The 22659-nt window shown below is 51.0% G+C and carries 14 protein-coding genes and 2 pseudogenes; 13 read left to right on the plus strand and 3 right to left on the minus strand.

Annotated features, from left to right (window positions below; all coding sequences use genetic code 11):
• Positions 1-353 precede the first annotated feature (353 nt).
• From uvrY to MNO13_RS08865, 4 genes are all read left to right on the plus strand, one after another.
• Complete coding sequence (gene uvrY, locus MNO13_RS08850; RefSeq protein WP_064545571.1) at positions 354-1013, plus strand: UvrY/SirA/GacA family response regulator transcription factor; 660 nt, start codon at positions 354-356, stop codon at positions 1011-1013.
• A complete protein-coding gene (gene uvrC, locus MNO13_RS08855) occupies positions 1006-2838 on the plus strand; it encodes an excinuclease ABC subunit UvrC (RefSeq protein ID WP_064545573.1) in 1833 nt (610 codons plus the stop codon). The genes uvrY and uvrC overlap by 8 nt, the downstream gene beginning before the upstream one ends.
• A gap of 57 nt (positions 2839-2895) precedes the next feature.
• Positions 2896-3453, plus strand: a complete 558-nt coding sequence (pgsA, locus tag MNO13_RS08860) for a CDP-diacylglycerol--glycerol-3-phosphate 3-phosphatidyltransferase (protein ID WP_064545575.1) — start codon at positions 2896-2898, stop codon at positions 3451-3453.
• A 179-nt stretch (positions 3454-3632) separates the two neighbouring features.
• The gene (locus tag MNO13_RS08865; protein ID WP_064545576.1) at positions 3633-4529 is read left to right on the plus strand and encodes a LysR family transcriptional regulator; all 897 of its coding nucleotides are present in this window, start codon (positions 3633-3635) and stop codon (positions 4527-4529) included.
• Positions 4530-4532: 3 nt separating this feature from the next.
• On the opposite strand, the gene MNO13_RS08870 is transcribed toward MNO13_RS08865, so the two are convergent.
• Together MNO13_RS08870 and MNO13_RS08875 are read right to left on the minus strand one after the other, a co-directional pair.
• Positions 4533-5249 (minus strand): sulfite exporter TauE/SafE family protein, encoded by a 717-nt coding sequence (locus tag MNO13_RS08870; RefSeq protein ID WP_208856723.1) that lies wholly within the window; start codon positions 5247-5249, stop codon positions 4533-4535.
• Between the two features lie 411 nt (positions 5250-5660).
• Positions 5661-5882: pseudogene (locus MNO13_RS08875) on the minus strand (IS6 family transposase); the annotation flags it as partial.
• A 936-nt stretch (positions 5883-6818) separates the two neighbouring features.
• Between MNO13_RS08875 and MNO13_RS08880 the strand changes: the two are divergent.
• The 9 genes and pseudogenes from MNO13_RS08880 to imm40 all read left to right on the plus strand — a co-directional run bounded on the left by MNO13_RS08880 (position 6819) and on the right by imm40 (position 21711).
• The gene (locus MNO13_RS08880; RefSeq protein WP_241939811.1) at positions 6819-8513 is read left to right on the plus strand and encodes a ShlB/FhaC/HecB family hemolysin secretion/activation protein; all 1695 of its coding nucleotides are present in this window, start codon (positions 6819-6821) and stop codon (positions 8511-8513) included.
• Complete coding sequence (locus MNO13_RS08885) at positions 8513-9058, plus strand: toxin-activating lysine-acyltransferase (RefSeq protein WP_241939812.1); 546 nt, start codon at positions 8513-8515, stop codon at positions 9056-9058. Before MNO13_RS08880 ends, MNO13_RS08885 begins: the two co-directional genes overlap by 1 nt.
• Before the next feature lie 31 nt (positions 9059-9089).
• Positions 9090-9629, plus strand: coding sequence for an Ail/Lom family outer membrane beta-barrel protein (locus tag MNO13_RS08890; RefSeq protein ID WP_241939813.1), 540 nt, complete (start codon positions 9090-9092; stop codon positions 9627-9629).
• A 93-nt stretch (positions 9630-9722) separates the two neighbouring features.
• Complete coding sequence (locus MNO13_RS08895) at positions 9723-18626, plus strand: hemagglutinin repeat-containing protein (RefSeq protein ID WP_241939814.1); 8904 nt, start codon at positions 9723-9725, stop codon at positions 18624-18626.
• A 3-nt stretch (positions 18627-18629) separates the two neighbouring features.
• The gene (locus MNO13_RS08900; RefSeq protein WP_241939815.1) at positions 18630-18914 is read left to right on the plus strand and encodes a barstar family protein; all 285 of its coding nucleotides are present in this window, start codon (positions 18630-18632) and stop codon (positions 18912-18914) included.
• Between the two features lie 428 nt (positions 18915-19342).
• Positions 19343-20026: pseudogene (locus MNO13_RS08910) on the plus strand (VENN motif pre-toxin domain-containing protein); the annotation flags it as partial.
• Complete coding sequence (locus MNO13_RS08915) at positions 20023-20409, plus strand: contact-dependent growth inhibition system immunity protein (protein ID WP_241939817.1); 387 nt, start codon at positions 20023-20025, stop codon at positions 20407-20409. The pseudogene MNO13_RS08910 and the gene MNO13_RS08915, both read left to right, overlap by 4 nt.
• Positions 20410-20783: 374 nt before the next feature.
• On the plus strand, positions 20784-21392 hold the full coding sequence (locus MNO13_RS08920; RefSeq protein WP_241939818.1) for a hypothetical protein: 609 nt from the start codon (positions 20784-20786) through the stop codon (positions 21390-21392).
• 19 nt (positions 21393-21411) lie between these two features.
• Positions 21412-21711 (plus strand): Imm40 family immunity protein, encoded by a 300-nt coding sequence (imm40, locus tag MNO13_RS08925; RefSeq protein WP_241939819.1) that lies wholly within the window; start codon positions 21412-21414, stop codon positions 21709-21711.
• Positions 21712-22269: 558 nt separating this feature from the next.
• Here imm40 and MNO13_RS08930 read toward each other — a convergent pair.
• Entirely contained in the window at positions 22270-22602 is a 333-nt protein-coding gene (locus tag MNO13_RS08930; protein ID WP_338423834.1) for a helix-turn-helix domain-containing protein, read from the minus strand.
• Between the last annotated feature and the right edge of the window lie 57 nt (positions 22603-22659).

Raw genomic sequence — 22659 nt, forward strand, 5'->3', positions numbered from 1 at the left:
TAACACAGTCGTAAACCATTTTATTAGTGGTTACGTGAAGGCCGTAACATGCTTACGGTGCAAAGTGTGTATTTGTTTTAATTTTGTTTATTTTTGGTTAAAAAAATACTTCCACGATCTTTATTTAATCCTTTTAATGGGCGTGAATTATAGTTTTTTTAAATATGAAAAGCGTTTTTACTATTTATAACTATGAAATGAGTCTGTTTTCTGTCCAGTATCCACTGTACATTTAAATTTCCAGCACGGCATGAGATTCCGAAAATCTGTTTTTATAATTTAAAGTTACCTGAAAACCCGTTAATATGGCTCAGTAATTTTAGCAGCGTAATCCCTATTCTGGAGAGGTCCCCTTGATCAACGTACTTCTTGTTGATGACCACGAACTGGTGCGCGCAGGGATACGACGCATTCTTGAAGATATCAAAGGGATCAAGATATCAGGTGAGGCAAATTGCGGCGAGGATGCCGTAAAATGGTGCCGTAGTCATCCGGTTGATGTTGTCCTGATGGACATGAATATGCCGGGAATTGGTGGCCTGGAAGCCACGCGTAAAATCGCGCGATATTCAAACGATATCAAAGTGATTATGTTGACAATACACACCGAGAATCCACTACCTGCAAAAGTGATGCAGGCGGGTGCCGCTGGATATTTAAGTAAAGGTGCAGCGCCACAAGATGTGGTTAATGCGATTCGTTCGGTCAATGCCGGGCAGCGCTACATTGCGTCAGATATCGCCCAACAAATGGCATTAAGCCAGATTGAACCGGAGAAAACAGACACGCCATTTGCGAGTTTGTCTGAGCGTGAATTACAGATTATGTTGATGATAACCAAAGGCCAAAAGGTCAATGAGATCTCAGAGCAGCTTAATCTTAGCCCTAAAACGGTTAACAGTTACCGTTACCGCATGTTTAGTAAACTGAATATCAGTGGCGATGTTGAACTGACACACCTGGCCATTCGTCATGGTTTATTTAGTGCGGAGACATTAATAAGTAGTGAGTGAAATCTTTGACCCGCGAGCGTTTCTTAAAACCGTAACCAGTAAACCTGGTGTCTATCGTATGTATGACGCCAGTGATACGGTCATTTACGTCGGTAAAGCCAAGGACCTGAAGAAACGCCTGTCGAGCTACTTCAGGAGCAATCTTGCCAGCCGTAAAACAGAAGCGCTGGTGGCCTTAATTCAGCATATTGACGTGACGGTGACTCACACCGAAACAGAAGCGTTGTTGCTGGAACACAATTACATCAAGCTGTATCAGCCGCGTTACAATGTGCTGTTGCGTGATGACAAATCCTATCCCTATATTTTCCTTAGTGGCGATACTCACCCGCGGCTTGCGATGCATCGTGGAGCGAAACACGCCAAAGGGGAATATTTCGGGCCATTCCCTAATGGCTATGCTGTCCGCGAAACACTGGCGCTATTGCAGAAAATCTTCCCGATTCGCCAGTGCGAAAACAATGTTTATCGCAATCGCTCGCGCCCATGCTTGCAATACCAAATCGGGCGCTGCCTGGGGCCTTGTGTGGCGGGCTTAGTCAGTGAAGAAGAGTATGCCCAGCAGGTGGAATATGTCCGTTTGTTCCTGTCCGGTAAAGACGATCAAGTTCTGAATCAGCTGATCGCTAAAATGGAAGAGGCAAGCAAAAACCTGGCGTTTGAAGAGGCCGCGAGAATACGCGACCAAATTCAGGCGGTACGTCGCGTGACTGAAAAACAGTTTGTTTCCAATACTGGCGATGACCTGGATGTGATTGGCGTGTCGTTCGATGCCGGCATGGCATGTGTGCATGTGCTCTTTATCCGCCAGGGTAAAGTTTTAGGTAGCCGAAGTTATTTCCCTAAAGTGCCAAACGGCACAGAACTCGCTGAAGTCGTCGAAACTTTTGTTGGTCAGTTCTATTTGCAAGGCAGCCAGATGCGTACCTTGCCTTCTGAAATCCTGCTTGATTTCAATTTGCCGGATAAAACCTTGCTGTCAGATTCTTTGACGGAACTGGCGGGGCGGCGTATTAATGTGCAGACCAAACCACGCGGCGACCGCGCGCGGTATCTCAAACTGGCCCGTACTAATGCGGCCACGGCGCTTGTGACGCGTCTGGCGCAGCAATCCACCATTCATCAACGCTTAGCAGCCTTAGCCAGCGTACTGGAGTTGCCCGCAATCAAACGCATGGAGTGCTTCGACATCAGCCACACTATGGGCGAGCAGACCGTGGCTTCCTGTGTGGTTTTTGATGCCAACGGTCCATTGCGCGCTGAATATCGACGCTACAACATTGAAGGCATTACACCAGGCGATGATTATGCGGCGATGAACCAGGTGTTGCGCCGTCGCTATGGTAAGGCGATTGATGAGAGCAAAGTGCCTGATGTCATTCTGATTGATGGTGGCAAAGGGCAGTTGGGGCAGGCAAAAACCGTGTTTGCAGAACTCGACGTTCCGTGGGATAAAAACCATCCGCTGTTACTGGGTGTGGCAAAAGGGGCCGATCGCAAAGCGGGGCTTGAAACCTTGTTCTTTGAACCGGAAGGGGAAGGGTTTTCACTGCCGCCAGATTCACCCGCGCTGCATGTCATCCAGCACATTCGTGATGAATCACACGATCACGCTATTTCCGGGCATCGCAAAAAACGTGCAAAAGTAAAAAATACCAGTGCGCTGGAGACCATCGAAGGCGTTGGCCCAAAACGTCGCCAGATGTTGTTGAAATATATGGGTGGATTGCAACCATTAAAGAACGCATCCGTAGAAGAAATCGCAAAAGTGCCGGGTATCTCGCAAGCGTTGGCAGAAAAGATCTTCTACTCGTTGAAACATTAAGGCCTCTGTAGCAACATAGAGACAATTTCCACTTACGACAGACAGTTAACCAGCACTATGCAATTTAATATCCCAACATTGCTTACTCTGTTTCGTATCATCCTTATCCCATTCTTTGTGCTGGCTTTTTATCTGCCGTTTAGCTGGGCGCCATTCCTGTGTGCGTTTATCTTCTGGTTTGCCGCAATCACTGACTGGTTTGATGGTTTTCTGGCGCGTCGCTGGAACCAAAGCACACGTTTTGGTGCCTTCCTTGACCCGGTAGCCGATAAAGTCATGGTGGTCGTCGCTCTGGTGCTGGTGGCTGAACATTACCACGCCTGGTGGGTGACGCTGCCTGCGGCAACCATGATTGCTCGTGAAATCATTATTTCTGCTTTGCGCGAATGGATGGCTGAAATCGGCAAACGCAGCAGTGTTGCCGTTTCCTGGATTGGTAAATCCAAGACCATGGCGCAAATGCTGGCGCTGATTGGTATGCTATGGCGTCCAAACATGTGGATCGAATACGCGGGGATTGGTCTGTTCTTTATCGCAGCAGTGTTAACATTCTGGTCAATGTTCCAGTACCTGAAAGCGGCAAGTAAAGACTTGCTCGATAACTCTGGCGTTTAATCTTTTCCAGCAACCAGTCTCACATTTCAAATTAACGAGAGTTATCTATCCTGACGGTAACTCTCGTACTCCGCTCTACGGTAACCTTTGGTGCCTTCTCCCGGTCCTGCATGATTCACGCTCAACACTACCGACTATAATCTCGCTTAGGTCAGAATAAACAAGGAGCAGGTGTTCTTATGCGGTTTGATATTATCGACTTACGGCTGTTTCTGAACGTTTATAAAGCGGGAAGCATCACCGGTGGTGCTGTGCTGTCAAACCTGACGTTGCAGTCGGCAAGCGAGCGTATCCGTGGTATGGAGGGGGAGTTGGGTGTCGAGCTGTTTAGCCGCTCCAGAAAAGGGGTCAAGCTATCTGACGCTGGGTTTTCGTTGGTCAACCATGCCAATATTGTGTTGCAACAAGTTGAGCACATGCGCAGTGAATTACATCAATACGGCAAAGGGTTACGCGGGCATATCAACCTGCTGTGCAATTCATCGGCGCAGAACGAATTTTTACCCCAGTTGCTGGGTTCTTATTTAAGCCTTAAACCCAATATTTCTGTTTCTGTTAAAGAAATGCTCAGCTATGACATAGTCGCCGCTATTAAAAATCAAATGGCCAATTTAGGCATTGTTGCTGACTCAACAGAGCTGAACGGCTTGGTATCATTACCGTTCCGTGATGATGAATTAGTGGTGTTTGTGCCCGCCAAAAACGATTGGCATGATAGCGAGAGTATTGCTTTCCGGGATATTGTCACTGCTGAATTTACGGGATTATCTGAGGGGAGTGCGCTTCAGGAGCACATTGAAGGGCATGCCAAAAAATTGGGATATCGTATTAGCTATCGCGTTCGTATGGCAACATTCGATGCCGTGATGCAAATTGTCGACAGTGGCGTCGGCATTGCTATTATCCCCAGGCGTGCCGCCGAGCGATTTAATTCCATGAATGGCAGCAAAATAATCCGTTTAACCGATAGCTGGGCTGACCGCAAACTGATCATTTGTGCCCGGGATTTTACTGAACTGCCTGGATACGCGAAAGAATTCGTTGATTTCATGACACAACGTCAGAATGACTCATAACTATTATTTTATCGTCATATAAATTCCAAGTGCGATAAGCCCGATAAAAAAACAGCGGCGGAAGGCGAGTTCACTGATCACTTTACGCAAGTATTGGCCTACATACATTCCTGCGATTGCAGGAATCAACGCAACGGCAGACAGATAATAATCAACGTGAGCCAGTTTACTGTCCAATGACAGATGAATGGCTAAGGCAATCGTTGATGCTGTGAAGGCTAATCCGAGAGCCTGGATAAGATCATTTTTATTTAACTGGAGCGATTGTAAATAGGGTACTGCCGGAATCACAAAAACACCGGTTGCTGCGGTAATGGTACCGGTAATATAGCCTGCTACAGGTGATAGCCATTTTTCTGATTGAACTGATGATGGCAACCTTTTAGCGATAAGCCCCCAAAGACCGTACATTATAAGCACAATACCCAATGCCGTTTCTGTCCACGATGATGCAGACGTTAATCCAGGTAAGAGGCTAAATAATGTACCAATGAAAATGCCTGCTATAAATCCCCATAATCTTTTAATTAAATCGATGAATGTTGGCCCGGTAAATAACTGCCATATATTTGTAACCAGAGAGGGTAAAATTAGCAAGCCCGCAGCGCTGGCGGGCGTCATGACGACAGTTAATAATCCCATTGCTATAGTGGGTAAACCCAAACCAATAACACCTTTTACAATGCCAGCCAGCAGGAATACACAAATGATAGTAATCAATTTAATCCCTCGGTTATAACAAACTTGATAACAAAATATTAAATTGAGCGGTAATTTCTGTATATGAGTATTTAGCTGAGGATGTATCAGGGAAAAACTTATTTAACAAGAAGATGCAGATCTGAGGGAACGGAAGGATTTAGCGCGGATCTATAAAGCAAAAGCCCGCTTAGTTTCCTAAGCGGGCTTCTTAAATTTGGCTCCTCTGACTGGGATCGCCTTTGCCAGTAACTGGCTAATAAATAAGCTAAGCCTGAATTCCCTTTCTGTCAAGACCACCAGAATGACCACCAATGGGCACATGTTACTTAAACGCTGGTTTGAAGGTCCATGCTGCATGTGATAATAGTTACTATGATACAGGTAAGCCCACCGGCCATTGACCTTCACGTAGGTTTCATCAATGTGTCAGGAGCAGAACCCGAAAGGGTTTCGCCAGTACCAGCGCAGCCGTTTTTCCATTTCGGGGGCATAGTGCTGAACCCAGCGATAAATCGTGGTGTGATCGACATTGACGCCGCGCTCAGCCAGCATCTCTTGCAGCTCACGGTAGCTGATGCCGTATTTACAGTACCAGCGTACCGCCCACAGGATGATGTCACGCTGAAAATATCGGCCTTTGAATGGGTTCATGTGCTGCTCCGTCAGCAAAAGATGAGGATGAGTTTATCACCTCCAGATTTTTGCAACAGAGCCTAAAAAAGTATTTATAACAAAGGAAATTATACTTTCGTTTTTAAATTCGCCTGGTTTTTGTCGTGAGATATAAATGAAAAATGCAGAAACTAGCGAGCCGAAAAGCAGTGGTGAATGTCATTAATTATCTTTAAATTACCTGAAGTCTTACGTAGTCGTTCCATTCGCAGTTGTTCCTGTTGGTTAGTGTGCAACTGGCAGAATATATATGCCAGAACACCAGGTAAATGAGTCTGGCGTTTAGCTGAAATATCCTAAAAATATCAATGTTAGCCTTACGTAATAAATTTTGTAGGTTGTACGGTATGTCAAAATGTCGGTTAATGGCTGGCTAACCAAAGCCTGGCAGCATTCGCCATATATCTACAACCGTATTCACTTTTCCAGTTGAAGCCGTTATCAAAAACATTTTACGCCAAGGTATAAACTCCGCTGATTGAGCGCCATGCATTGTTCATTGTGGATGAAAACCTCTGATTTACATGAATTATATTTGCTATGTCGATGAAGGTTCATCACGCCAGGTTATGACCCGTTTCTGGTGTGTTTATTCACTGTTCAGGCTGGCGCTATGTTCGGGGTTGTTTATTCTGAATGGGGGTATTTTATTGCTGTCACGCTGGAATAAAATGCCAAAACCAAATGGTATGCCAACAAATATCTTCGGTGAATATGCAATTCAAGCCTTTGCTCTCTAATGTTTGAATATTCTGAAAATAGAGGGAATCATTAAAAATATTGTGCGAACACCTGCTCTTTTTTGTTATTTAATTATTGTTGGATGCAAAGGGTATTAAATGTGGGTTCTGATGGGCAGATATCAGTACGGCGATGAACCTCTCTTTGATGGATTAATAACAAAAGAATTTCACAATGAATATCTCAGTGAAGAAAAGGATTGTCGCTCTTTTAATTCTGACCCTGACACCACCGGTCCTGTGCTTTGCGGCCCCTGATTCCGCGCAGCCAGCACAACAGTTCCTCAATCAGCAGCATCGCCAGCAAGATCTCGAACAGCAACTGACGCCGGTTGCACCGGATGTCAATCTTTCCCCGGCACAACCATCACTCCCCAAAAAGGGTTTCCCGACCGAAATACCCTGTTTCCCCATTTCACAGGTTGTGCTCAGCGGTACGCAGGCGTTGCCCCACTGGCTGCCTTTGCAGCGACAGGCGGAAAAGGCTGTCGGGCATTGTCTGGGCGCAAAGGGGATTAATTTATTGATGAGCCGGCTACAGAACACGCTGGTAGGGCATGGCTACGTCACCACCCGCGTGCTTGCCCCGAAACAGGATTTGAAATCCGGCACTCTGCGCCTGGTCATGATGGCCGGTTATATCCGGAATGTTCGTCTGACGCCGGACAGTAATACGTATGCCACGCTTTACAGTGCTTTCCCGGCTCACCGTGGCAACGTACTGGATTTGCGTGATATTGAGCAGGGTCTGGAAAATCTCCAGCGCCTGCCGACGGTTAACGCCAGCATGGATATCGTCCCCGGCGATAAGCCCGGGGAAAGCGACATTGTGATGACCCGCCATCAGGAGCGGATGTGGCGTGTGGATACCTCTCTTGATGACTCCGGTTCGCAGACCACGGGCGAATATCAGGGCAATCTGACGCTATCGCTGGATAATCCGTTCTCTCTCAGTGATTTATTCTATCTTTCAGGCTCTCACAATCTCGATGGCAACGGCGGGGGTAAATCTTCCCGGAGTCTGACGGGTCATTACTCGGTACCGTTTGGTTACTGGCTCGCGGGTGTCACCGGCAGTGAATACGATTATGTACAAACGGTGGCAGGCCTGAATGGCGATTATCAGTACAGCGGTAAAAGTAAAAACATCGATTTCCAGGTCAGCCGTTTGCTGCACCGCAGCGGCAGCCAGAAAACCACCCTGATCGCCGATGTGCTGGCTCGTGAACAGAGCAACTTCATCAACGATACCGAAGTGGACGTCCAGCGACGTCAGACCGCCGCCTGGAAGCTGGGGTTGCAGCACCGTCACTATATCGGCAGTGCCACCCTGGATGCAGGCGTGAGCTACCAGCGTGGGACGCGCTGGTTTGGTGCGCAGCCAGCGCCTGAAGAATACTGGGGCGAGGCCACAGCACTCAGTAAAATTCTCCAGTTAAACGCGCAACTCAGTTTGCCATTCTCTGTCGTCGGGCAGAACTTCCATTTTACCACCCGCTATCAACGCCAGATGAGTCATACCCCCCTGACGACACCGGACATGATTTCCATCGGCAACCGCTGGACAGTGCGGGGTTTTGACGGTGAAAGAACGCTTACCGCCAGCCATGGCTGGTATGTCCGCAATGATATTGCCTGGCTAACCCCGCTTCCGGCACAGGAACTTTACCTGGGGGCCGACTATGGCGAAGTGAGTGGTACCGGAAGTGAAACGCTGGTGGGTAAACATCTTGCGGGCGGTGTTATGGGTTTGCGGGGGCAATATCTGCGAGCCAGCTACGACCTGTTTGCCGGTATCCCACTCTCAAAGCCTGACGGCTTTAAAACCGACCCTGTAACAACCGGATTCAGTCTTAGCTGGAGCTACTGATGGAATGGAAAGGTTTCACCGTACAGTGCCCGCTGGTGCTGGGCGGTAGCGTGAGTGAAGCTGAAGTGCTGGGGGCCAGTGTCTGGCTGTGGATGCATTCTGCACGACATAAAAACGCCCCGCTGGAAGCGCTTGCGACGATGTTGTTGCCGGCGATTAAAGAACGACAGTACGTGCTGGCTCATCAGGAGGGTAAGCCGGTGTTCTTTATGAGCTGGGCCTGGTTTGATGAAGATGCCGAGCAGCGCTATCTCACCCGGCTGCCTCTGCCACAGGAGAATGACTGGCGCTGCGGTAACCGGATGTGGGCAATCGACCTGGTCGCCCCCTTCGGACACACCCGGCAGATGATCAATCTGGTGCTGAGTGAACTGTTCCCCGAACACTGTTTCCGGGCGCTCTGGCACCGTGGGCGTGAACGAGGGAAGCGCGTGAAACATTTCCGGGGATACCGGGTTTCACGTCTGGCATTGCAGGACTGGCAGACAGCGCACCCGTTATGTGCAGATGTTCAGGAATGCGGTTTACCCGGGGGCAGGGAATAGCGGCCCATAACGAAGAGAAGAGGAAAAATCAATGAAGAAGGTGATAACGGGGCTGGCCCTGGCGGGATGCGTGATGGTGTCTCCGGTGGCGCTGGCTGCAAACCAGACAGTCAGCGTGGGATATGCCCACAGCAAAATTGACAATGCTTTCGACCTCAACGGGATCAATCTGCAGTATCGCTATGAGTGGGACGCTTCGTGGGGAGTAATGGGGTCATTTAGCTGGATGAAAGGGGATAAAACCTACCACGGTGACTTCTACACCTCTGATGCTAAAGCGAAGTATTACTCATTAACGGCAGGCCCGACTTACCGTATTAACGACTGGATCAGCCTGTACGGCGCTCTGGGCTTTGCTCATGTCAATACGAGTGAAGACATTGACTATTTCGACAGTTCGAGTGAAGCGCGCTCCGGTAATTCCACCTCGCTGGCCTGGGGGGCTGGGGTCATATTTAATCCTGTTGAAAATCTGTCAGTGAACGTGGGTTACGAGGGCACTAATGCTGACTACTGGAATAAAAACTATGCCATCAACGGATTTAATGTGGGCGTTGGCTGGCGTTTCTGAGTGAGCTCTTTTCACGCGTCTCTGGGCGCGTGTTCCTTTCCGGATATTGCCCCGAGGCTGTTGTGGGGCACTGACCAGCGGGAGTCAACGGCAATGAATAAACTTTTTTACCGTATTATTTTTAACCAGGCCCGTGGCCTGCTGATGGTGGTGGCAGATATCACACGCTCCCACCGTGCCGGGGTGTCGCCTTCATCTGATCCAGACAATAAAACACCGGCTGAATTGACCGCACGGCTATCACCGCTGGCGTTGGGTTTACTCCTGACGTTTGGCTGGATTACGCCGGTCACGGCAGGGGTTGTCGCTGACCGCAGCGCGCCAGGTAACCAGCAGCCGCAAATCACCCACAGCGCCAGTGGCACCATGCAGGTGAATATCCAGACTCCGAGTACGGGTGGGGTATCGCGCAACACTTACAGCCAGTTTGATGTGGATAACCACGGCGCCATTCTCAACAACAGCCACAGTAATACACAGACCCGTCTTGGCGGGATGGTGGCAGCAAACCCGAATCTGGCGAAAGGGGAAGCAACAGTTATCCTCAATGAGGTTAATTCCCGTGACCCCAGCCAGCTTAAAGGCTACATCGAAGTCGCCGGGCAAAAAGCGCAGGTCGTCATTGCTAACCCTTCAGGCATCAGTTGTGATGGCTGTGGTTTTATTAATGCCAACCGTGCGACGCTCACCACCGGAACCCCACAGTTCAGCCACGATAACCTGACCGGCTACCGGGTGAATGGCGGGGAAATCACCATTACGGGGAGTGGCCTGGACAGTTCTGCTCAGGACTATACCGATATTATTGCGCGTAGCGTGAAGGTCAATGCAGGGGTTCGTGCCCGTGACCTGAAAGTGACCACTGGACGTAATCAGGTGGATGCGGCACATCAGACCATCACCGCACTGGATGATGACGGCAGCGCAAAGCCGGGTATGGCGCTGGACGTTTCGGCGCTTGGCGGCATGTATGCCGGAAAAATTCGTCTGACGGGTACCGAAAAAGGCGTGGGAGTCAACAACGCGGGTGAGATGGGTGCCACGGCGGGAAATGTGGTGCTGACCGCTGACGGACGTATTGAAAACAGCGGACAAATCAGCAGCTCTGGCGACACTCAGATTGCCAGCCATGGCGACATCAGTAATAGCGGGGGGATTCACAGCCAGCAGCAAATCACGATAAGCAGCGATGGCACGCTCACCAATAGCGGTTCGCTGGCCAGCGGTGGCTCGCTGACGGCCAGCGCGAAAACCGTCAACAGCACGACGGGCAGCCTGCTTGCTGCCGGTGTGGACAGCGCCGGAAAGCTGACGCAACCGGGAGATATCACCCTGAGCGCCGACGGGCAGCTCAGCGCCAACGGGCGGAACCTGGCCGGTGGCGGTATTCAGGCAAAAGGCAAGGGAATGGATATCAGTGGCAGCCAGACGGCAGCAAAATCAATCTCACTGGATGCGCAGAACGCAGACTTGTCGACCCGCCATGCGACCGTTGAGGCGGAACAAACGCTGATTGCGCACACGACCGCCGCGCTGAACAACGACGGGGGATCGCTGACGGCGAATAAGCTCACGCTCTCGTCCCACGACCTGAGTAACCGCTCAGGCATGCTTGTTCAGGTCGGTGAAGATGATTTCAGCCTGAATCCGGCAGGAAAGCTGGATAACCACGGTGGCCATATTCGCAGCAACAGCAAGAATCTGACGCTGAGTGCGACAGCTCTCGATAACAGTGAAGGGGAAGTGACTCACGCCGGGGCTGGTGAGTTACACCTTGCCGCCGAGCAGGGTATCAATAATGAAGCCGGTTCTGTTAAGAGTGCCGGAGATCTCATCTCAGCGTCTGTCGATTTTAATAACGCCAGCGGTCAGTTTGCGGCCACGCGGAAGCTGGATCTGAAAGCCACAACGCTGAGCAACCAGAGCGGCAGCATCGACAGCGGCGGTGATGCTGCCATTGCGCTGTCAGGGGGGATGGATAACCGCCAGGGCAAACTGATTAGCGGCGGGAAGCTGACGCTCACCACCACGGATCTGCTTAACCAGCAGGGGCTCCTGGCGGGCGGCGGTGCATTCTCACTGCACGCCAGCTCTCTCGACAACCAGGGGGGAAACATAAAAGCCGGTGGTAACGCACAGTTCGCCATCAGTCAGCAGCTTGATAACAGTCACAACGGGGTTATCGGAACGGACGGTAACCTGGATGTGCAGGCCGCAAGCGTACTGAACAACCAGGGGAAACTGATTGCCAGGGGCAACGGGAAGATTGACAGCGCGCTTATCAATAACCGTGGTGGCCAACTGGCGGTGCAGTCGGTGCTGGATTTACACGCTGACACCCTGAATAACGATGACGCCGGGCAGCTGCAAAGCGGTGGCGATATGACGCTCACGGTGAGCCACCTCAGTAATACCGGCACCGTCGATGCTGGCGGCATCAGCAGCAATGGTCACCTTACGCTTACCACCTCTTCGCTGGATAACAACACCGGCCTGCTGCTGGCAGGAAAAAGCCTGACACTGCTCAATACGCTGTTGGCGAATCAGGGAGGGCAGATAGTCAGCCAGGGGGCGCTGGCGGTTTCTACCACTGGCGATCTGAATAACCAGAACGGTGTGATTCAGGGGAGCGGTATCACGCTTGATACGCAGGGGCACGCGCTGAATAACCAGAGCGGCACGCTATACAGCCTGGCGGCGCTGGCAGTAAACAGCCGCGACCTGAACAATCAGGGCGGTACGCTGGGCGCAAAGGGCGATACCACGCTGACCGTCAGTACCCTTGATAACCGCAATAGTGGACGGGTGGTGTCAGCGCAGTCTGCCCTGGTGACCGCGCAGAGCCTGCAAAACCAACAGGGTCAGATCCAGAGTGCCGGCGATTTAAGGCTGAATCTGACCGGGCTGTTGAATAATCAGCACGGGCTGATACGAAGCGGGGTCACCACCACCGTGCAGGCTCAGCAGGCAGATAACAGCAACACGCAGGGAACGGATCAGGGGATTGAAGGGCAGACAATTGCGCTCACCAGTGATTCGCTGAATAACCAGGAAGGCAGCCTGCTGGCGAATAGCGACCTGACTCTGACGGTTGCCGGGGCGCTCAATAACACCCGGGGGCTGATATCCGCCAGCCGTACGCTGCTGGCAAAGGGGAGTGCGCTGCAACTGACCAACACCGGAGGCACACTCAGTGCCGGTTCACAGCTGACGCTGAATGCAGATAGCCTGAGCGGTGATGGAAAGCTGCTGTCTGTCGGGAATATGACCGTCACCAGCCAGCAGGATTTCAGCAACCAGGGAACGCTGATTGCTAACCAGAATCTGACCCTGACCATCAACGGGGATGGGGTTAACAGCGGGAAGATTCTGGCGGGAGACACACTTACCCTGAACGCAGATAACCTCTCCAACCTGAAAAGTGGCGAAATTAATGCCGGAACCGACAGGCTCACGCTAGCTAAAACCCTGACGAATACCGGCCTGATCGATGGCGGGTTGACCTGGCTTGAGGCGAACACACTCAACAACACCGGGAGTGGGCGCATCTACGGCGACAGCATCGGCGTGAACGTGATCACGTTCAACAATAAGGCCGCCGACGGTGTCGCCCCGGTGCTGGCCGGGCGTATGCAGGTCAATATCGGGGCGCAAACGCTCAATAACTACGCGCATGCGCTTATCTACAGTGATGGCACTCTGTCTGTGGGCGGCCAACTGGCCAGTGATGGTGCCGTCACCGGGCAGGCCGGGGAAATTAACAACCACAGCGCCACGATGGAATCTGCCGGTGACACGCAGTTAAACGTTAAGCGTCTGAATAATATCAACGACCATTTTTCCACGGAGAGGGTGACGGTATCGGTGATTGATAAACTCCTGTACCAGTGGAAAGGCGTGACCTATGACACCGCAGATTACAAGGTGTCGCTTAACAAAGATGAGACCTGGATTATCTGCATTGAAGGTGTGACCTGCCATGACTCCGGAAGCGGGGATAACTTCAATGAGTACCGCTATACCGAAACGACGAAAGAGACACAGGTCAAAGAGAGTGACCCGGCGAAACTGCTGGCGGGGGGCAACCTGACGATTAACGGTAACACGGTCTATAACGAAAACAGTGAGATTGTGGCCGGTAAGACCCTGACGGTTAATGCGGACAATGTGGACAACCACCAGACGGAAGGTCAGCGTATTATCACCGACGACGGAACGCTGAAGCATTATTATCGCAAGCATCATAAAGGGGGAGACTCGCCGGGGATCGATACCTCTGACTACAGGCCACCGGACACCATTCAGACCATAGCGCTCAACCCGGGGCGGATGGACGGTAACAGTCGCTTTAGTGGCAGTGGTGAAACGATTGACGCTCAGGGCAACCGCACGACAGATGTCAGCACGGGGGGCGCTGGAAATACCAGTACCCATGTGAACGGCAGCAATAAAACACCGGTGCAGATACCGCCCGGCACGCAGTTTGATGTGGCACCGGAAAGCGGTGAGAAGGATACCGTGATCCGCACCGTGACACCGGATACCCGGTTGCCGGACAACAGCCTGTTTACTGTCATGACGGACAATAACAGCCGCTATCTTGTCCAGACGGACCCGCGCTTTACCAATAATAAGAAGTGGCTTGCCAGCGACTATATGCAGGAGCAGCTCGGCCTTGACCAGACCATGAAGCGCCTGGGTGACGGTTACTACGAGCAGAGACTGGTACGAGAGCAGATTATTGCGATGTCTGGCAGGCGTTATCTTGACGGTTACAGCAGCGACGAAGAAGAGTATAAGGCGCTGATGGACAACGGCGTGGCGTTTGCAAAACAGTACCACCTGCGCCCGGGTGTGGCGCTGAGTGCAGAGCAGATGGCGAAGCTCACCAGACCGCTGGTCTGGCTGGTCAATAGCACGATTACCCTGGCGGACGGGTCGCAACAGACGGTACGGGTTCCTCAGGTATACGCTCAGGTTAAAGCCGGGGATCTGAATAGTAGCGGTGCGCTGATGTCCGGCGGTAATGTTGCAATGAACCTGACGGGCAACCTTGCCAACAGCGGGGTGATTGGCGGACACAAAGCCACAAGCATCACCGCAGAAAATATCCTGAATAATGCCGGCAGTATTCAGGGAGCGGATGTCAGCCTGACGGCCCGCAACGACATCACCAGCATCGGCGGTAGCCTGCAGGGGCTGGATTCCCTGGTGGCGAACGCCGGACGCGATATAAATATCACCACAACTACCCGTAGTGCGGGCAGCCAGAACGTTACCAGTCAGTTCAGCCGGACCACACTCGATAAAGTCGCCAGCATGTCGGTGGTCAATGACGGTGGCACCCTGGTGCTCAACGCCGGGCGTGACGCGAACCTTACAGCGGCGCAGGTAGTGAATTCGGGCCACGACAGCAAGACGCTGCTGGCCGCCGGGCGCGATGTGAACCTGAACACCGTGACCACGGCAAGCCAGGATGATGTGGCATGGAACAAGGACAACACCCTGCATCAGGCACAGCGTAACGAGGTCGGTTCAGACATCGCCGCAGGCGGTGGCGTGTCGGTCGCCGCCGGGCAGGACATTCATGTCCGGGCTGGCAACATCAACGCGAATGACGCTCTGAATCTGGCGGCAGGTCGCGACATCAGCGTTGTCAGCGGAGAGAACCACAGCGAGCTGGATGAGCGCCACAAGGAAACGGGCAGCAGCGGGATGTTCTCAAAAACCACCACTACTACCCGCGACACCTGGAACAACAACAGCGCGCAGGCAAGCCAGCTTGGCGGTAACACCATCTCCCTGGGGGCGGGGCATGACCTGCTGATTAAAGGCAGCGGTGTGGCGGGGACGCAGGATGTTTCGCTGCGTGGCGGGCATGATGTGACCCTCACGGCGGCAGAGGAAAGCCATCAGGAACTTCACCTGATGCAGCAGAAAAAATCCGGTCTGTCCGGTACCGGTGGCATCGGTATCAGCTACGGCACCCGTGACCTGAAAACCACCGATACCACCACCACGCATAACAGCGCGGGCAGCACGGTCGGCAGCGTCGGCGGCAATGTGAAAATCGTGGCGGGCAATGGCCTGACGGTGAAAGGGTCGGACGTGATTGCCGGGGGGAATATGGCCCTGCAGGGCAAACATGTCGACATTCTTGCCGCCGACAACGACAGCAGCCAGACTCATAAAGTGGAGCAGAAAACCAGTGGCCTGACGCTGGCGCTGAGCGGTACGGTCGGCAGTGCGATAAACCAGGCTGTCACCACCGTCAGCGATGCGCGTAAAGAAGACAGTGGCCGGCTCGCGGCTCTGGATGGTGTGAAAGCGGCACTGAGCGGTGTGCAGGCGTATCAGGGAAACCAGCTGGCGCAGGCACAGGGTGACCCGGGCAGCATGATTGGCGTCAATCTGTCTTACGGCAGTCAGAAGTCCACGTCGACCCGGACACAGACCAACCACGACAGCCAGGGCAGCACCGTTCAGGCGGGAAAAAACCTCAGCATTCACGCCACCGGCAGCGACATCACCGTGCAGGGGGCGCAGATTAAAGCCGGCAATGACATCACGCTTGAGGCTGCGCGCGATGTGAACCTGCTTTCGGCTGAAAACACCCGCCAGCTTGAAGGCAAAAACGAGAGCCAGGGGGGCTCGGTGGGCGTGGGCATTAACTTCGGCAGCGGCAGTAACGGGATTTCAGTCAATGCCAGCGTCAACAAAGGCAAAGGCAGCGAAAAAGGCAACGGCACCACACACACCGAAACCACCCTTGATGCGGGTAACCGCCTGAACATCACCAGCGGGCGCGACACCACCCTTATCGGGGCGCAGGCTAACGGCGATAAAGTGACGCTGGATGTGGGGCGCAACCTGTCGCTTTCCAGCGAGCAGGACAGCGACAATTACGATTCGAAGCAACAGAATGCCAGCGCCGGCGGCAGCGTCAGCATGGGCGGTGGCAGCGCGTCGGTGAGTCTCAGCCAGGACAAAATGCACAGCACCTGGGATGCGGTGAAAGAGCAGAGCGGTATCTTCGCGGGTCACGGCGGTTTTGATATTACCGTCGGCAAACATACGCAGTTAAACGGTGCGGTGATGAGCTCAACGGCAGACGCCAGCAAAAACAAACTGGACACCGGCACGCTGGGCTTCAGCAATATCGACAACCACGCGGAATACAGCGTAGAGCACCAGAGCGCGGGCATCAGTACGGCGGGCAGTATCGGCAGCCAGTTCCTGGGTAACGCTTCCAGTACATTACTGGTGGGGGCAAACGGTAAGGGGAGCACGGCCTCCACCACGAAATCGGCGGTCAGCGCGGGTCGTATCACTGTCCGGGACAAAGACCATCAGACGCAGAATATCGCTGACCTGAGCGAGGATGTGGCACATGCCAACCCGGGTCTGGATGTTATTTTTGACAAGGAGAAAGAGCAGAACCGCCTGAAAGAAGCACAGATGACAGGGGAAATCGGCAATCAGGTGATGGATATCGCGAAGACGCAGGGCGATATTGCCGACGCGAAGGCGCAGAAAGATCCGAAAGCCAGGGAGGACGCGAAGAAGGCCCTTGCCAGGCAAGGTGTCCGGCATCCGACAGACAAACAAATCAGCGAACAGGTCAGCGCGACGGCGACGGCCCCTTACGGCCCGGGCAGCGACCTGCAGCGAGGGCTTCAGGCGGCGACAGCGGCGGTTCAGGGGCTGGGTGGCGGTGATATGGCGAAGGCGATTGCGGGTGGCCTGAGCCCGTATATGGCGGAACTTATCCACAATCAGACAACGAGTCCGGACGGTACGGTCAACAAAACCGCCAACGCCATGGCCCACGCAGTGTGGGGAGCCATCGCCGCCCGGGCCAGCGGCAACAGTGCTCTTGCCGGAGCAGGCGGAGCCGTCAGTGGTGAATTGATGGCACGCACAATTGGGGGGATACTGTATCCGGACGTGAAGCCGGAAAACATGACCGGGGAACAGAAGCAAACCCTGTCGGTCCTGGGTACCCTGGCCGCCGGGCTGGCAGGCGGGTTAGCCGGTGACAGTTCAGCGAATGCCGTGGCGGGAGCACAGGCCGGGAAGAATGCGGTTGAGAATAACTATCTGAGCGATAAGCAGAAAACCCAGAGAGAAAAAGAGTTCGCTGATTGTAATGACAGTACAGCCTGCAAGCTTCAGGTAGGAAGTAAATGGGATCTGATTGATGCCGGGCAGCAAACCTCTTACGGGGCCGGGATGCTGGTCGGTGTGCCTGCGGGTCTGGTTGATTCTGTACAGTCAATCGTCAATATGGGGCTTAGCCCGGTAGAAACGTATGACGCACTGAGGTCACTGTTCAACAGTGGTGATGTACTGGGTAATGTCTCGGATGCGGTGAAGCAATCCTATATTGCCCGTATCAACTATATGGAAGCGGAATACCAGAAAGCCGGGGCAAGTGGCTCGTTTAATGCCGGTGTTGAAGGTGGGAAACTGATCACGGATATTGCCTCGCTGGTTGCGGGTGGTGCGGGTATCGCGAAAGGCGGTGTCGCACTAACTGAGAAGATAGCAGCGAAGGTTGCTGGTAAGGCTGAATCGGCAGCAGCTAACGCGGGTAATGCGGCTCACAATGCGGCAAACTATGCTGGTCTTAAGCTTGATTTAAAAACGACTGAAGCGGCAAATGATCTTGTGGACAGCCTGCGAAATACAGGGCAACTTCCTCAGAATTATGTAAATAAAATGGATGCATATGCAGCTGGATGGTCAGAAGGGAAAGCTGTTAACAACTATGTACCTGGTGGACAAATTGGGGGCGACATCTTCAGAAATAGTGACGGGTTACTGCCATCAGCACCAGGGCGCACTTGGTTTGAAGCAGATATAGGACTTAGTAATACAATGTCCCGTAGTAATGCTGCTCAGCCAGCATCCCGTTTGTTGTACTCCAGTGATGGCTTATTATATGTAACACCTGATCATTACGGCTCTTTTATACCTGTCGGTACTTGGAAATAGGACATGAATGTAATATTAGACGGTTTATCCATTGAATCTGAAGATGATTTTCATGATGTGATTGCAAAGGAGCTTAATCTTCCTGGTTGGTATGGTCGTAATCTTGATGCGTTGTGGGATGTCCTTACAGGAATGGTTGAACGTCCTGTAAACCTTGTTTGGATAAACTCTGAAATATCTCGCACACGTCTGCAACGGTATGAAAAAATAGTAGAGTTGCTGAAAGATGTTGCAGAAAGGGATGTTGCATTAGGGCGTATAAGTAAATTTGAATATACGCTTCAATAACAGGTATCAGGCTTGTTATGAACTTAAATGAATCCCAGCCCTCAGTGGCTGGGATTTTTTTGTCTGTCAGCCAGCCGTCAGCCCCACTTCCCGACAGATGACCGCTTGGTGGTGATCACCGCAATAAACTCAAGGATCTGCTGTTGCTTGCGGCCTGAGAGCTTACAGATCTTCTTCAGCGTCTGCATGATCTCCGGTTCCCAAAGAGCGTCTGGCAGTCATGACGGATGTCACAAAACAAAATCAAGGGCTTACCGGTGGTTGTGGTTAACTGCTCTTTAACAGCGTCGGGGAAAGTGGCTAACGGGGTGCAAAAGTGCGCGTCGGGGCTTATGCGTCCGTACATCAGAATGCACTGGCAAAACTGGGTTTTAACCTGCTGACTGTGCTAGGAAAACTGGTGTTCGGTGGCTGACTTCGCAACGGATAAAGTTGTTGTGGAGAATAACTCGCTGAGTCTGGTCGCCAGAGGCTGTGCAATCGCGGCGCCATGCCGGACGAAGGTTGCGGAGCAGTTGCTGGAAATTGGTGTCAAGGCCGGATTGACGGGAGCTGTGGCGAAGATGCTCGCCGACAAACTGACCGCTGATGAACTGGATCATCTTGTTACCCTTGAAATGATGGGGAATGATGAGATCACCGGAAACTATCTCAGTTCGTTGCAGGATAAGTACGGTTCTGGGAGTTCTTCTGCTCCAAATATTGGTAAAGATCTGACTGATGCAGAGAAGGCTGAGTTGGGCGGTTCCGGCTCAGGAACCGGGACCCCCCCACCACCGGAAAATGATCCTAAGCAGCAAAATGAAAAACCTGTAGATAAGCTTAATCAGAAGCAAGAAAGCGCGATTAAGAAAATCGACAACACTATAAAAAATGCTCTAAAAGATCATGATATCACTGGAACTCTCAAGGATATGGATGGTAACCCAGTTCCTAAAGAGAATGGTGGATACTGGGATCATATGCAGGAAATGCAAAATACGCTCAGAGGATTAAGAAATCATGCGGATACGTTGAAAAATGTCAACAATCCCGAAGCTCAAGCTGCGTATGGCAGAGCAACAGATGCTATTAATAAATTAGAATCAGCCTTGAAAGGATATGGAATATGATTACCTTCCGTAAATTGATTGGAAACATCAACGTGACGCAAGAGCCTGGGCAACAATCACCGCTTGAACGATGGTTCGAACGTATTATTGATGTACCAATTGAAAAATTAACAGTGGAAGATCTCTGTCGCGCTATCCGACAGAAATTATGCATTGATCAGTTGATGCCAAGAGTGCTGGAAATTTTGACTGAAGATCCGTTGGCGGGTGAATACTACGATGGAGAACTAATTGCAGCCTTATCAACGATAAAAGGAGAAGATCTAAAAGATCAGAAAATTACTTTTTCCCAAATAAGGCAACTTATAAACCAGCTAGGCCCTTCAGATATTAATGATGATTTAAGCAAAGATATATTAAAAATCAATCAAATAATCGTTTAACTAATCCCCGCCACAGAGTCGGGATCTTGCTTTAATCGTCAGGCTTATCCAAACAGCCGCTGGTATGATGTACGGGCAGTAGCTCTTTAACAGTGAAAAAAAACGCGTCGGGGCAAAAAGTTACGGTACCGGAAGTACAGCAGGGAAAAGTTGCTGTAACCAATGGAAAGTAAAGGGAAAAACCTGTTCCGATCCGGCAGGTCGCACTGGAAAGAGTTGTTGTTGAGAATAACCTGCTGGGTAAAGCGCTGGTTGAAGGATGTGCCATTGCTGCACCATGTCGTAACAAGGTTGCAGAGCAACTACTGGAGATCGGCGCTAAAGCAGGGATCGTTGGGCTTGCCGGAGCGGCTCTCAAGGATGTTGCCGATAAGATGACATCTGATGAGCTGGATCAACTTATCACTCTGAAAATGATGGGTAACGACGAAATCACTGGCAAGTACCTGAGTTCGTTGCAGGATAAATATGCTCCAGCTCATACTGGCGGTGACCAGCTTGCAGGTACGGAAGGGATCGGCAAACTGGAAAATCCGGTTCAAGATGGGAATAAGGGAACGCCGCTAATCACACCGGATCAGTCCGGTAGCAATAGCTCCATTATTACTATATCTCCTGAAACCCAGCCGGGAAAAAACGACGGAATCTTTATCAATCCGAAACCAGCTGAAAATACTGGTATTAGCTATATCTCTGAGTCATCTGATAAAAAAAATCCTATTAGTGCTGGTGACTTTTTTAAAGGGACGACCTATACAGATAAAGTCAAGCAGCAAGCTTCTTCTGGCGACTTCCACTCGTTCCCAGAATCTGTGGATGGCCATTCGGACCAAGGGAAAATATCTGTAATTACAGGCGGCGATGGCGTGGAACGTCTTAAGTTAGAAATATCAGGTAGTTATCGCGGTAAAGAAGGTGTGTTTGAATATATCCGAGAGCCGAATGGCTCTATAAATCATCGTCTTTTTGTTCCTAACCGATGAGTAGGAGTGATTGAAATTAATGACCAATAAAATATTAGAGTTATATGCGCGGTGTGGGAAAAGCCTGTTAGATAATGGGATTAATGATGCAGTGTTGCCAATGTCGGTAGCTAATGAGGCTTTGGCTCTATTTGCTGAGGCTAAATGGGTAGTGCTTGGAGGAGATGTTTACCAATATGAAAATAATGCAATGAGGAATTTTTATGCAGATTGGTACTGTAATTTGACTGTTTCCTCCGAAAGCTGCGATTACGCCAAAGAACATCTGCAAAAATTAAGAGGTGATAATATTTATATCTCTTTTACAATAAAAAATTGAAAACTCATCCCAGCTTTGGCTGGGATGAGTTTTCGCCCGTTGTTTGCTAAGATTGTGCCCGTTTTTATCTGTAAAGCGTATGGCCCCGACACCCTAGCAGAATTATTGCAATTTAATGCAAGTTAGTGCAACTTAATGAAATTACAAAGGAGTCTGACAAAAATTAGTGCAACTCTGTGCAACTTAACGCAACTTAACGCAACTTAACGCAACTTAATGAAATCGTGAATGCATCAGAGAGGCACGTTACCGACTGTATACACAAGTCGTGTGCCAAAGGGGAACCCTTTGAGAACCCGCTGACGCCTCGCATTGCTCGTTGTCCAACGATAAATACTGGCAGATTAAAATCTGTCAATATTTACCGTTACTGTTATTAATTATAGTTATATATGCAGGTGGATGTTATTTGTGGGATGTATTGCAGGTGTCTGGGATGAGGGGATATAACTTATCTTATTTAAAAAAATAAAAGATACCCAAACCATGCACTGATCGTGCATGGTTATTTTTTTATTAACTGTCTTGTGTGACGGCCTTTTTTAACCGTCAGTCCTTCTAACTCAACACTCTACGGGCCTGATGTTTTAAAATGAGCGCATCAAGAACCGATGTCACTGACTTCAGTTCCTCTTCGTCCATCTGTTTAATCGCTTCAAACTTCAGCTTCAGCTCATCCTGTGGCTCACGCTCGCCTTCTTCGAATATCAGCCAATCAGCCGATACACTGAAAGTTACAGCAATGCGCTTAAGGATCTCTAAAGAGGGCTGTGCTTCACCCGATTCGTAACGACGAACCTGGGTCAAATGTATACCCACTTTATCTGCCATCTGTGGCTGGGTCAGTCCGTGCTCCTTGCGAAGTTGCAGAAACCGGGTCGAAAAGCTCATCCAGAACACCTTCTGATAATCAATGTTGTGGCTCATTATCACCCCCTGTTCTGAATA

Origin of the sequence: Buttiauxella ferragutiae (genome assembly GCF_022637515.1) — a bacterium.
Classification (GTDB): Bacteria; Pseudomonadota; Gammaproteobacteria; order Enterobacterales; family Enterobacteriaceae; genus Buttiauxella; species Buttiauxella ferragutiae.